8 protein-coding genes and 2 tRNA genes are annotated in these 13609 nt (G+C 60.8%); 7 read left to right on the top strand and 3 right to left on the bottom strand.

Annotation, left to right across the window (positions count from 1 at the left end):
* Window positions 1-5 precede the first annotated feature (5 nt).
* Window positions 6-2156, top strand: coding sequence for an ATP-dependent DNA helicase UvrD2 (locus tag RIN13_RS03580; protein WP_309105956.1), 2151 nt, complete (start codon window positions 6-8; stop codon window positions 2154-2156).
* The gene (locus RIN13_RS03585) at window positions 2153-2794 is read left to right on the top strand and encodes a M48 family metallopeptidase (RefSeq protein ID WP_309105957.1); all 642 of its coding nucleotides are present in this window, start codon (window positions 2153-2155) and stop codon (window positions 2792-2794) included. Before RIN13_RS03580 ends, RIN13_RS03585 begins: the two co-directional genes overlap by 4 nt.
* A 40-nt stretch (window positions 2795-2834) precedes the next feature.
* Here the strand turns inward: RIN13_RS03585 and RIN13_RS03590 are convergent, their stop codons facing one another.
* A complete protein-coding gene (locus RIN13_RS03590; protein ID WP_309105958.1) occupies window positions 2835-4280 on the bottom strand; it encodes a zinc-dependent metalloprotease in 1446 nt (481 codons plus the stop codon).
* Window positions 4281-4513: 233 nt separating this feature from the next.
* On the opposite strand from RIN13_RS03590, the gene RIN13_RS03595 reads away from it, so the two are divergent.
* The 5 genes from RIN13_RS03595 to RIN13_RS03615 all read left to right on the top strand — a co-directional run bounded on the left by RIN13_RS03595 (window position 4514) and on the right by RIN13_RS03615 (window position 10527).
* Window positions 4514-5635: a S16 family serine protease gene (locus RIN13_RS03595; RefSeq protein WP_309105959.1), complete on the top strand. Its 1122-nt coding sequence runs from the start codon at window positions 4514-4516 to the stop codon at window positions 5633-5635.
* Window positions 5636-5792: 157 nt separating this feature from the next.
* A complete protein-coding gene (locus tag RIN13_RS03600) occupies window positions 5793-8786 on the top strand; it encodes a UPF0182 family protein (RefSeq protein ID WP_309105972.1) in 2994 nt (997 codons plus the stop codon).
* A 203-nt stretch (window positions 8787-8989) separates the two neighbouring features.
* A tRNA-Met gene (locus tag RIN13_RS03605) sits at window positions 8990-9063 on the top strand.
* Window positions 9064-9252: 189 nt separating this feature from the next.
* Window positions 9253-9329 (top strand) — tRNA-Met (locus RIN13_RS03610).
* A 265-nt stretch (window positions 9330-9594) separates the two neighbouring features.
* Complete coding sequence (locus RIN13_RS03615) at window positions 9595-10527, top strand: cytochrome b/b6 domain-containing protein (protein ID WP_309105960.1); 933 nt, start codon at window positions 9595-9597, stop codon at window positions 10525-10527.
* A gap of 92 nt (window positions 10528-10619) precedes the next feature.
* Here the strand turns inward: RIN13_RS03615 and RIN13_RS03620 are convergent, their stop codons facing one another.
* Window positions 10620-11411 (bottom strand): PspA/IM30 family protein, encoded by a 792-nt coding sequence (locus tag RIN13_RS03620; RefSeq protein WP_309105961.1) that lies wholly within the window; start codon window positions 11409-11411, stop codon window positions 10620-10622.
* Window positions 11412-11522: 111 nt separating this feature from the next.
* Complete coding sequence (locus RIN13_RS03625) at window positions 11523-13574, bottom strand: TPM domain-containing protein (RefSeq protein ID WP_309105962.1); 2052 nt, start codon at window positions 13572-13574, stop codon at window positions 11523-11525.
* Window positions 13575-13609 lie beyond the last annotated feature (35 nt).

Genomic DNA, 13609 nt, shown 5'->3' on the forward strand with positions numbered 1-13609 from the left:
CAGAAGTGACAACAGAAAACCTGGACGGAACAGCGCCCCTCGATGGCGCAACCCTTGAGGAGCGCATCCTTGGCGGTCTGGACGACGAACAGCGCGAAGTCGCCAGTACCTTGAACGGACCCCTCTGCGTGCTCGCGGGGGCTGGAACGGGAAAGACAAGGGCGATCACCCACAGAATCGCGTATGGCGTGCATTCCGGTGTCTACAGCCCGCAGAGGCTGCTGGCAGTCACCTTTACTGCCCGGGCAGCGGCGGAAATGCGGAGCAGGCTCCGCGATCTGGGAGTTGGCAATGTCCAGGCCCGAACCTTCCACGCTGCGGCGTTAAGGCAACTCCAGTTTTTCTGGCCACAGGCGGTGGGTGGAACGTTGCCGAATCTGCTGGATCACAAGGCGCAGATGATCGCGGAGGCCGCCCGGCGCCTTCGGCTCAGCACCGACCGAGCGTCCATTCGTGACTTGGCGTCGGAAATCGAATGGGCCAAGGTGTCAATGCTGACCCCCGCCAACTACCTCGAGAATGCGCAGGACAGGGGCACCCCCGGGGGTTTCGACCTCACCGCCGTCGCACGGGTCTTCCAGTCCTATGAGGACGTCAAGACAGACCGGAATGTCATCGACTTCGAGGATGTCCTTCTGATAACCGTCGGGATCCTTCAGGAGGACCCCAAGGTGGCGGCAACGGTACGGGAGCAATACCGCCATTTCGTGGTTGACGAGTACCAGGATGTTTCGCCGCTGCAGCAAAGACTCCTGGAACTCTGGCTGGGCGGACGCGACGAGTTGTGCGTTGTGGGGGATGCCAGCCAGACCATTTACTCATTTACCGGCGCATCGCCCAAGCACCTTTTGGGTTTCAAGACAATGTATCCCGCAGCGAATGTGGTGAAGCTTATCCGCGACTACCGTTCCACGCCGCAGGTGGTGAAACTGGCAAATGACCTGCTTGCCAACCGCCGGAGCGGGGGACCCGCAGCGGACGCGGCCTGGGCTGCGCCCCTGAAGCTTGTGGCCCAGCGGGCTCCCGGACCCGTGCCTCAGTTCACGGAGTGCGCAGACGATGAAGCGGAAGCGGCCACGGTGGCCGGGAAGATCCGCGCACTCCTCGCTTCAGGGCTGCCTGCAAGCCAGATCGCCATCCTGTTCCGGACAAACGGGCAATCTGAGGCATATGAGCAGGCGCTCGCTTCCGCCGGCATCGGCTATCAACTCAGGGGCGGGGAGCGGTTTTTCGCCCGAAAGGAAGTGCGGGACGCCATCCTCCAACTGCGGGCTGCCACCAGGGCTGCGGCGGAGTCGGCAGAGGCGGAACCTCTCGGGCAGCTCGTAAGGGACATCGTGGCTTCGCTGGGATACACAGACTCTCCACCGCACAGCGGCGGGGCTTTGCGGGAACGCTGGGAATCGTTGGCTGCTTTGGTTGCGCTTGCCGACGAACTGGTGCTCAGCCGGGGGCCGCAATTCAATCTATCGGACTTCGTCAACGAGTTGCAGGAACGTTCCCTGGCCCAGCACGCGCCTACGGTCCAAGGCGTGACCCTTGCGTCGTTGCACGCAGCCAAGGGGCTGGAATGGGACGCAGTGTTCCTTGTTGGTCTAAGCGAAGGGCTCATGCCGATTTCCTTCGCCGATACCCCGGAGGCGGTGGACGAGGAACGCCGCCTCCTCTACGTCGGGATCACGCGCGCGCGTGAGCACCTGTCCCTGTCCTGGTCCTCCGCGAGGACGCCGGGCGGCAGGGCCAACCGTAAACCCTCCCGCTTTCTTGACGGCTTGAGGCCGGATTCCGTGGTCACCTCCTCAACGAGGGGTACCGGAGCAGCTCCACGACGGAAAGCCGCCGCGCCGTCGATGTGCCGGGCGTGCGGAAGCATGCTGTCAACAGGAGCGGAACGCAAGGTGGGGCGCTGCAGCCAGTGTCCGCCCAGCTATGAGGAACAGACGTTTGAGGCACTGCGGCAATGGCGGAAGGACGTTGCGCTGGCAGCCGACGTACCGGCATTCGTCGTCTTCACCGACGCGACGCTCACGGCCATTGCGGAGGCACGCCCGTCGTCCCTGGAGGAGCTGGCGCAACTGGCGGGTGTTGGTCCTTCCAAACTCGAACGCTATGGCCCGGCTGTCCTGGCTGTGCTGGTGGAAAGCAGCACAGTATGACCCCGGGTGAGGGCGATTTGCAGTTAACGCACGACGGCGCGCCGGTGGTGGTACGCCGCTCGGCCCGCCGTCGCCGGACTGTCGCTGCTTTCTGGGAAGACGGTAAAGCCGTTGTCGCGATCCCGGCGCATTTCAGCCGGGCCCAAGAGAAAGAATGGGTCAGCCGGATGCTGGATAAACTCCGGCGGCAGGGCTTGCGCCGGTCGGCGGGCGCCGGCAAACGGAAGCCTGCCACAGACACCGCGTTGGCGGCCCACGCAGCGGCTTTATCGGCACGCTACCTTGCGGGACGGGCCGTTCCCACGTCTGTCCGGTGGGTAAGCAACCAGAACTCGAGGTGGGGTTCAGCGACCCCTTCCGAAGGTACCATCAGGTTGTCTGACAAGCTGCGACCGATGCCCCAATGGGTGATTGATTACGTCCTGCTCCATGAACTCGCCCACCTGCTGGTTGCCGGTCACAATGCAGCCTTCTGGCGTTTGTTGGATTCCTATCCGGAGACGGGGCGGGCGAAAGCCTTCCTCGAGGGCGTTTCCTTTGCCACATCCCGTGGCATCGGGGGACCTTCAAACGGAGCACCGTCAGACGACAGCCGACACCAAGACGCTTTGGATCCAGGATGCGCGGACGCTGACTGACGGGGGTAGAGCCTGATGTGGATCCGTTCGGGCCTCGGGCTCAATCAGCTTTAGGCGTGCCTGCGTCGTCCCCGTTGGTGTCATCCGTCTTGCTGTCGTCGTCGGCTTCAGCGGAAGCCTCCGGATCCTCAGGTTTTTCCTCATCGAATCCACCGCGCAACAACTTTTGGAGCGCGTCGTCCACTTCTGTCTCACTGGCCTCCGCAAGTTTGCGGCGGCTACTGAAACCCTGAGGATCATCGAGGTCCTCGGCTGTGGGAAGCAAATCAGGGTGATGCCAGATGGCGTCCCTGCCGGCGACGCCCCGCTCGGCCTTTAGAGTTGCCCAGAGCGTGGCAGCTTCGCGGAGCCTGCGCGGACGCAACTCCAATCCAACCAACGACGAGAAGGCATGTTCAGCCGGGCCTCCCGTAGCCCGTCGGCGCCGGACAGTCTCACGAAGTGCAGAGGCCGACGGAAGCATCTTCTCCGTGGCCGCTGCGGTGAGTTCGTCCACCCAGCCCTCAACCAGGGCGAGCGCGGTTTCGAGCTTCTCAAGGGCCTGTTCCTGGGCGGGCGTCCGCTGGGGCATAAAGACCCCCTGGGAGAGTGCCTCCTGGATACCTTCAGGATTCCCGGGATCCAGTTCCCTCGCCAATTCTTCAATCTTGGTCATGTCGATATGGATCCCACGGGCGTAAGCCTCGATGGCTCCCAGAAGATGTCCACGAAGCCACGGCACCTGAACGAACAGGCGGGCGTGGGCAGCTTCACGGACCGCGAGGAAGAGGCGGATGTCTCCCTCGGGCAGGCTCAGCCCCTCGCCGAACTTTGCCACGTTGGCCGGAAGCAGTGCCATCTCCAAATCGGCCAGGGGCACCCCGATGTCGGTGGAGCTGACCACTTCGGCCGAGAGGGCGCCGATAGCCTGGCCCAGCTGCATGCCGAAGATTGCCCCGCCCATGTTTTGAAGCATCGAGGAAGCGCCACCCATCATGGACTTCATTTCCTCGGGCAGCTGGTCACTCAAAGCATTCGTCAGGGCGTTGGCGATGCTGTTTGCCACGGGTTCGGTCAGCCGCTTCCACGTGCCGAGCGTTTCTTCAACCCACTCTGCCCGCGACCAGGCCCGCCCGATGAGCCCCGTGGCCGGAAGCTCGGTGACCTGATCAAGCCACAGCTCGGCAAGGCGAAGGGCTTCATCAATCTCGCGGGATTGCTGCGAGGTGACTGAGGGGTCTGAACCGCTGGCCGCAACCCTGCGGGCATTCTCGTGAGCCAGTTGCCAGTTGACAGGGCCTTCTGAAGAAGCGCTCATCATGGCCTGGACCTGCGAAAACATCTGGGCCAGCAGGTTCGGGTCCTCGGGAAGGCCGGCTGCTCTGGCAAGTTCAGCGGGATCGATATTGCCCATACCCTTGCCGCCCATGAGGTTCTGCAGCATTTCTGCCAGCGGATCCTTGGGGTTCTCGTCGCCATTGGACGGATTGAGTGGGTTGGAGGTCATGATCCCGCCGATCGTCGGTGTGACTGTTGATCAAGTTCACGGTACCCCGGTCAACGAGGGGCTGTCTGCCGAAAGCGGGCTTCGTTCGCTCTAGGCAAAGAGCCTTCCGACGGATAGACCGCGTAATGTTAGAGACTGGATATGTAGGCACGCCTTGGAGCGTGACCCCGTGACGAGTAGCGCTGACAGCGGTGCATCCGAGGGTCGAAAGCCGGTAGGGGAGAGGTTCTTCATTGACGCTAACTGAGGGCGACCAGTACGTGGGCTGGCCTGAAGCAGGCCCGGAAGGCACTTCTCCGCCTGAGGACAAGAGATTCACGGCGATGGCTGTCTCGGCTGTCCTGACTCTGATTCTCGGCATCGGGCTGTTTACCCTTCCTGTGCCCTACGTGGTGGAGACTCCCGGCCCGACGTTCAACACCCTCGGTGTGGACAAGGCCGGTAATCCCGTCATCGCAGTTAAGGGACGCGAAATGTTCCCGGCCAAAGGAAACCTTGATCTCACCACCGTCTACGTCGAAGGCGGGCCTAAAGGCTACGTCTCGGTGCTATCGGCATTTACGGCCTGGGTGGACACGTCCAATGCCGTCTATCCAGTGGAGATGATCTACCCGCAGGGCGTCACCAAAGAAGAGTCGGAGCAGGAGAGTGCTGTGGCCATGGCCACCTCGCAGGAGGACGCAGTGGCTGCGGCCTTGAAAGAGCTCGATATCCCCTTTGATCAAAAGCTGAAGATAGCCGCCGTTCCGGAGTCCTCCCCCTCGCAAGGAAAGCTGGAACCCGGAGACGTTTTCGTGTCCGTCGGGGGAAAACCCGTGACTGCCTTGAACGTTATTCAGGAGGAGCTGGCAGCCGGTGCAGGGCAGCCGGTAACCGTCGTCGTCGACCGTGGCGGCAAGAGTGCCACCGAAACCATCACCCCCGGCAAGAACGCCTCGGGCCGCTACATCCTGGGCGTCCAGCTGGAATACGATTTCACTTTCCCTGTCGAGGTAACCATCTCCCTGCAGGAGGTGGGCGGTCCGAGCGCCGGCATGATGTTCGCTCTGGGCATTGTGGATACCATGACGCCCGGTGACCTCACTGGCGGCCGGAAGGTTGCCGGGACCGGAACCATTTCCCCCGACGGATCCGTGGGCCCCATTGGAGGCATAGGACAAAAGATGGTTGGTGCCCAACGTGCAGGCGCCACCATTTTCCTTGCCCCGGCAGCAAATTGTGAGCAGGTGCTCGGCCACATTCCCGATGGTCTTCAGGTAGTGAAAATCGAGAACCTTTCCCAAGCGAAGAAAGCAGTGGAGTTGGCCGGCGCCGGACAGGACACGGCCGCACTCCCGACGTGCACCACCGACTAGACTAAATCCAGGAACTTAGCTCCACCGCCACTCGTGGCATATGTAACCAGTCAGCGCCAGTCTGTGAACGGGGGCTGACACCTGCGCCACAACAGCATCACCCGCGAATCAGACGACCAGCTATGAGGTACACAGTTTGACCCGTCCCGCCAGCTCCATGCCGCCCACAAGCACTACGCAGTCGAGGCGCAGCGCCCTGACGCCGACCCTGATCGTCGTTGCCCTGGTTGTGGTCGGCTTCATCTTCTTCGCCAACACTTGGACAGATGTCCTGTGGTACCAACAGCTCGGATACTTTGAAGTCTTCCTGACTGAGAACCTGGCCCGGATCGGCATATTTGTCGCGGGCTTTGCCATCATGGCGGCGGCGATGTACTTCGCGATCCGCGTTGCTTACAACGCCAGGCCTGTCTACGCTCCCGACGCCGAAATACGGGACAACCTGAACCGCTACCAGGCGCAGCTTGAACCCGTCCGCCGGGTCGTGATGATCGGCCTCCCAATCCTTTTCGGCCTTTTTGCCGGCAGCGCCGCCGCAAGCCAGTGGCAAAAAGTCCTCCTGTATTTCAACCAGGTTCCGTTCGGCCAGACTGATCCCGAGTTTGGGCTGGACATCAGTTTTTACCTCATGACCCTGCCGTTCCTTGGGTTCGTCACGGGCTTCCTGATCAGTGTGGCCGTAGTTGCCGGCATCGCGGGAATCCTGACGCACTACCTCTACGGCAGCATCCGCATCATGGAACGTGGCATTTTTACCAGCCGCGCAGCACAGATCCATCTCGCTGTAACCGGCGGTACGTTCCTTCTCTTGCTGGGTGTGAACTTCTGGCTGGACAGGTATGCGGCCCTCCAGAACAACGGCGGACGCTGGGCCGGTGCGCTCTACACTGATGTCAACGCCGTCATTCCCACAAAGGCAATTCTGGCCGTGGCCGCCGTTCTGGTTGCGATTCTCTTCATCGTTGCTGCCATCATCGGCAAGTGGCGGTTGCCCGTGATTGGTACCGCCATGCTGATTATCACGTCCATTCTTGCGGGTGGAGTTTATCCCTGGGTTATCCAGCAGTTCCAGGTCCGGCCCTCCGAGCAGACCCTCGAGAAGGAATTCATCGAGCGGAACATCGGGATGACCAGGACAGCCTACGGTCTGGACAAGATACAGGTGGAACGCTACAACGCCACCAACACGGCAACATCGGGGGCTTTGGCTCCGGATGCCCAGACAACGCAGAACATCCGCCTCCTCGATCCAAACCTGATCTCCGATGCGTTTGCACAGCTGGAGCAGTACAGGCCGTACTACACGTTCCCTGAGACCTTGAACGTGGACCGCTATGAGGTGGACGGCAAAGTCCAGGACACCGTTATCGCGGTCCGCGAGCTCAATCCAGGCGGGCTGAGCGCAAACCAGCAGTCCTGGCTGAACACCCATGCCGTTTACACCCACGGTTACGGCGTGGTTGCCGCCAAGGGCAACAAGTTCACCGTCGACGGAAAGCCGGACTTCCTGCAGGCAGGTATCCCTTCCACGGGTGTGCTTGGTGACGACTCCACATACGAACCGCGCATCTACTTCGGGGAGAACTCCCCTGAATACTCCATTGTCGGGGCGCCGGAAGGCTCACCACACCGTGAACAGGACCGTCCCTCGGCGAGGGAAGGCGGTGGGGATACCCAGTACACCTTCACTGGCAATGGTGGTCCAAATGTGGGCAGTTTCTTGAACAGAATCCTGTATTCAATAAAGTTCCAGTCGAGCGATCTGCTGCTGTCCGACGCCGTGAATTCCGAATCGCAGATTCTGTACGAACGGAGTCCCCGTGAGCGGGTGGAAAAAGTAGCACCGTATCTAACTGTGGATGGCAACGCTTATCCGGCGGTTGTAGATGGACGAGTGAAGTGGATCGTTGACGGGTACACCACTAGCCAGTACTACCCGTATTCACAGCAGGAGCAGCTATCTGAAGCAACTGCGGACTCGCAGACGGTGGCCGGACGGTCTGTAGCCTTGCCCAACAGTTCTGTGAACTACATCCGCAACTCGGTGAAGGCAACCGTCGATGCCTACGACGGCTCGGTGGAGCTCTACGCGTGGGACGACCAGGATCCGGTCCTGAAGGCCTGGCAGAAGGTCTTCCCAACGTCGCTGAAGCCGTACTCCGAAATGTCCGGTGACGTGATGAGCCACGTTAGGTATCCGGAGGACCTGTTCAAGGTTCAGCGTGAGCTCCTCGGCCGTTACCACGTGACCCAGCCCGACAGCTTTTACCAAGGCGATGATGTTTGGAGCGTCCCCAACGATCCAACGGTGGAGCGTGAGGTTAAGCAGCCTCCGTTCTACATGTCGCTCCAGATGCCGGATCAGGAAAATTCAGCATTCCAGCTCACATCCTCGTTTATTCCCCAGATCGTTGATGGCAGTGCAAGGAATGTGCTCTACGGCTTCTTGGCCGCTGACTCGGATGCTGGCAAAGAGAAGGGCGTCAAGGCAGAGAGCTACGGCAAGTTGAGGTTACTGGAGATTCCGCCGGAAACTCAGGTGCCCGGTCCAGGACAGGCTCAGAACAAGTTCAACTCTGATCCAACAGTGTCCCAGGCGCTTAACCTGCTTCGTCAGGGCGCGTCAGACGTGTTGAACGGAAACCTGCTCACGTTGCCTGTGGGCGGCGGTATCCTCTACGTCCAGCCGGTTTACCTCAAGTCCACCGGCGAGACCTCGTACCCTACGCTTCAGCGAGTGCTCGTAGCCTTTGGTGACAAGATAGGCTTCGCTCCCACTTTGGACGAAGCCCTGAAGCAGCTGTTCGGAGGCGATTCTGGTGCTGCTGCGGGTGACTCCGCCAACAATGGCCAGGCTCCTCCTGCTCCAGGGGGTACAACCCCTCCGGCGCCGGGCACCACGGATGCCAAGGCGGAGCTGAAGGCGGCACTGGACGAAGCGAACGCAGCCATAGCGGCTGGCCAGGCAGCACTGGCTGAGGGCGATTTTGCAGCGTACGGTGACCAGCAGCGGAGATTGGCGGATGCCCTGAAGAGAGCCATCGATGCTGAGGCTAAGTTGGCTGTTCCCGGAGCAGAGCCCGCTACTTCGCCTACGGCACCTCCGACAGGTACACCGACGCCGACACCGTCCCCCAGCCCCACCAGCTGACCCTGGGAGGCGCTTCCGGGCCGTAACGACGCAGCAGTAGCAGAAGGCCGGTTCGGTCTCCACAGTGTGGAGGCAGGACCGGCCTTCATCGTCCCGGCATCCGTCGTTTCGGTTACCAACACCGGCAGTTCCTGGGCGGAGACGTACATCACCCCGCTTCGATTTGGCCTCCCGTGGGGCGGCAGGTAGAGTTGATCTTGCGACGCGGGGTGGAGCAGTTCGGTAGCTCGCTGGGCTCATAACCCAGAGGTCACAGGTTCAAATCCTGTCCCCGCAACTGAAAAATGAAAGTCCGGAATGCTTGAAAAAGCATCCCGGACTTTCTGCTTTAAGAACCGGGATTGAACTGCTTAAGAAACCGGATTGACGAACTGAACCAGTTCGGGGGCGTTGCCGACGGCAGGAGCGGGCTCATCTTCGAGGTGGACTTTGGGGCCCAAAATCTAGGGTAGGCTTGATCATGCGACGCGGGGTGGAGCAGTTCGGTAGCTCGCTGGGCTCATAACCCAGAGGTCACAGGTTCAAATCCTGTCCCCGCAACCACTAGAGGCCCTGACCGGCAGTACGACCGGTCGGGGCCTCTTCTTTGGATCCGGCATTTAGTAGCATTTCCTAGTATTCTCGATCCAGGATGTTAGGGATGACTATGTTGCGGGGCATGACTGAAGCCCCCGCCATATTTCGCTCCGGCGACCTGTGATGATCCAAGCTATTAAGACGGTCAGCAATAGACCGTGCGCTCCTGCCATCCGGCCGAAGCAAGCAGCTATTACCATCAGTCGATCATTCTCGAGAGGAATGCTTTTCGATGTCAGTGCCAACGAAGAAGTCCGGAACCGCGAAGAGCAAGTGGGTGCAGCGCTACTGGGCGGTGCCGGCAGCCCTGGTTGCCTTGCTCTTGATCGTGCTTCTGACGAAGTGGCTGACGGGGCTGTCCGGGGTCAAGGACTTTCTGGAGCAGTATCCGGGCCATTCAGAGCTCCCGAGCGGGGCTCCGGTTGGCTTTCCTGCCTGGCTTGCATGGCAGCATTTCCTGAACGGTTTCTTCCTCCTTCTCATCATCCGTACGGGGTGGCAGGTTCGCACCACCGCCCGGCCGGCTGCTCACTGGACCAGGAACAACAAGGGGTTCATCAGGACCAAGACCTCCCCGAGCAAAATCAGCCTTGACCTGTGGTTCCACCTGACCCTGGATGTCCTGTGGATCCTGAACGGCATTGTGTTTGCGATTCTCCTGTTCGCTACGGGTCAGTGGATGCGCATCGTTCCCACCTCCTGGGACGTCTTCCCCAACGCACTCTCCGCTGCGCTCCAGTACGCGTCGCTGAACTGGCCCACTGAGAACGGGTGGATAAACTACAACGCACTTCAGCTGCTGACGTACTTTGCCACCGTGTTTATTGCAGCACCACTTGCCTTCATCACCGGTTTGAGGATGTCGTCAGTCTGGCCAAAGAAGGCGCCGACGCTCAACAGGCTCTTCCCGATTGAAGCGGCGAGGGCCGTGCACTTCCCCGTCATGATCTACTTTGTGGCCTTTATCGCGGTCCACGTTTTCCTGGTTCTGGCCACAGGGGCGCTGCGGAACCTAAACCACATGTACGGCGGGAGCGACGACGAGAACTGGGTGGGCTTCTGGATATTCGCTGTCTCCGTAGCCGTCATGGTCGGCGCCTGGTTCCTCGCCAGGCCGCTCTTCCTGCGCCCCATAGCTTCCCTCATGGGTAAGGTCACCCGCTAACCGCATTTTCCAAAACAGAAGGCCGGGATTCCATGGGAACCCCGGCCTTCAGTTTGCCCTTACGTCACGGGCTGAGTACGTCGACGGAACTTCTAGAGCTTGTCGAAGTCTGCTTCCTCGACCGTGGTTTCGGTTGCCTGGGAACCGTTTCCGGCGCCGATTGCAGGCTTAGCACCGCCTGATTTCAGGGCAGCGAGGCGCGCTTCGATCTCGGTCTGTTCGCCGAGATCCTCAAGCTGGTTGAACTGAGAGTCCAGGCTGGATTCCGCCAGTTCCTGCTGACCACGGACCTTCGCTTCTTCCCGACGGATCTTTTGTTCAAAGCGGCCCACTTCGCTGGTGGGATCCATGATGTCGATGCTCTTGAGCGCATCATGGACCTGGGACTGGGCGGCGGCAGTCCTGGACCGGGCAACCAGTTCGTTGCGCTTGCTCGTAAGCTCGTTAAGCTTGCCCTTCATCATGTCCAGGCCGGACTTGAGCTTGTCCACAACCTCGGTCTGGGACGCAATGCTGGGCTCTGCGGACTTTGCTTCGTTTTCCGAGGAGATCTGCCGCTGGAGGGCCACCTTGGCGAGGTTATCGAATTTCTGGGCGTCAGCAGCATTGCCTGCGCTCCGGTACTCGTCTGCCTTGCGTGAAGCAGCCAGGGCCTTGTTGCCCCAATCCTGGGCGTTCTTGATGTCTTCGTTGTAGTCGTCCTGGAGCATCCGCAGGTTGCCGATGGTCTGGGCAACCGCAGATTCAGCCTCGGCGATGTTGTTGGAGTAGTCCCTGACCATCTGGTCCAGCATCTTCTGCGGATCCTCGGCTTGGTCCAACAGGGAGTTGATATTCGCCTTCGCAAGCTGCGCCATGCGGCCGAAAATGGACTGCTTAACCATGGTGTTACCTTTCGTCCTGCTCGGTTGTTCCCACTGATTTCAGTGAACAGTTGATGTACCGCTCTACGCGCCTCAAGGGACATGCCCCTGAGGCGCCTGGTCATTCAGGGCCTAGAAGCTGCCGGAATCGCCGCCTCCGAAGTCGCCGCCTCCAAAGTCCCCTCCGCCAAAGTCTCCACCGCCGGAATCGCCGCCCCAGCCTCCACCGTCGCTGTGGCCGCCGCCCCAGCCGCCGCCTCCGCCGTTGAGGATGGAGTTGATGAGAATGCCGCCGAGGATCGCGCCACCCAGGCCGCCGCCTCCTCCGCCACCGAACATCCCGCCGCCGCCGTAGCCCTGGTTTGCGTAGCCACCGAAATGGTCGACGTCGGTCTGCGCGAGTTGGGCTGCCTGGGCAGCCAACGCGTGTGCCTGCTGGGCATAGGTGAGTGCGGTAACGGGATCGTTCCTGGAGATGGACAAGGCGTAGTCCAAATTGCGCTGCGCCTCAGCCAACCGGGTACGCGCCTCGGTCCCAACTCCTCCGCGCCGCGCCGTGATGTAGTCAGAGGTGGCGCTGATCTGGGCCTGGGCCGACATGATGGTTTGCTGGAGGGCAGCCTGTGCCCGGCGGGCCTGTTCCTGCTGGTCCCTGATGCCGCTCAGCGACTGGTCCAGGGACTGATGGGCAGCTTCCACACGTTCCAGAGTGGCGATGGGATCGATCTTGCCGCCTTGGATCTCCTCTTTTACCTGTGCCAGTGCAGCCTCTACACGGGCTACAGGCCCAGCCAGCTCTGGATGAGCCCCCGACTGAATCATCGCCTTGGCCTGGGCCAGATCCTGGGAGATGTCCACGACGGCGGCTTCCAGTCCGTTACGGGCCTCGTCTAGGGTGCCGGAGACCCTGGATATGGCATCGATCAGGACGTTAGTCTGGTGTAGGCCCTCTTCGGCAGCACGTACCGCCACAGCTGCGAGGCTGCCTTCACCGGCGGCAAGCTTTTCCTGCGCCGTCTCGGTGGCATTCTGAACAAAGGCGAGGCGTTCCTTCGCCTGAGTGATGTTGTCCGAGACCTGCACAAGGGCGCTATCCGCGTACTTGGCCCCGAGGCCCGCCAACGTCTGCTCGGAGTTGGCGATTTTCGCCTCTGCTTCGCGTGCTCCGGCATTTACTGCGGCAAGAGCCTGCGGTGCAGTCTTCTCCAGTTCGCGAAGAGAATCGAAGTCTGCCTTCTGTTCCCGGAGGGAAGCCAGAGCAGCTTCGGAGCGGCGGATGATTTCGCCCAGCCAGGTGCGCTGCTGTTCCTCGGTGTCTGGGATGTGGTCATCCAGTTGCTGCTGCAGCTTGAAGGACTCGGACATGTGGCCCTTGGCATCCGCCAGTGCCTTAGTGAAATTGCCAACTGCAGATTCGCCATATTGGGCCTCAGCGAAACCGAGTTCCTGCTCGCTGGATCTAATGGCGTCATCAGCTTCGATGAGGAGGGAACCGCTCTTTCGACGCAACTCCTCGACGGTCAGCGAAGCAAGGGGGTCAAGCTCAGCACCCTGGGGACCGTAGCTGGCGCTGGAGGCCTGAGAGGCTTTTTTCCTTCGATTGCGGAGATACAAGTAGGTGCCGACGCCACCAGCTGCGACCACCCCTGTGCCAACGAGGACAGCCGTTCCGGCTCCGTTGCCGGAAGGGACTTCACCGCTTCCACCACTGGCAGCGTCCCCAATTGCAGCGGCAGTATCGATGGCCGCTTGGGCGTAGTCCTTCTTGCCTGCGGCCAGATTCACGGCTATTGCGTTCTGGGTGATATTTGAAGTCTTGGGGTAGATGGCGCTCCCCGAGTTGGGCGAAAAGTAGTACTGGCCTGCGGTTGAGATGGCCAGTAGAGCGTCTGCCTTACCCATCTGCTTCTGTTCCGCAACCTTTGCGCCCCATGCTTTGGGATCAGAAGGATCTTCAAAGGACGAGACGGTGACCACGTACAGGTTGTACTTGTGATCCGCCAGCAGCTTCTGGATGGCCTCTCGGACCTCGCCCTCTCGTCCGCCAAGAACCTTGGCGTTGTCAACGATGTTCTGGCCGGATGGGATAGGTACTGGATCTTCGGCCCAGGCTGCAGTAGCGGGAAGCGCCAGCAAGCCGGCCAGACCGATCATGGCGAGAACACGTCTAAAGTTTGACCGCATGTGCAACCCTTCAGCACTTCCGCGGCCGGTCCAGG

This window comes from Arthrobacter sp., assembly GCF_031179985.1.
Classification (GTDB): Bacteria; Actinomycetota; Actinomycetes; order Actinomycetales; family Micrococcaceae; genus Arthrobacter.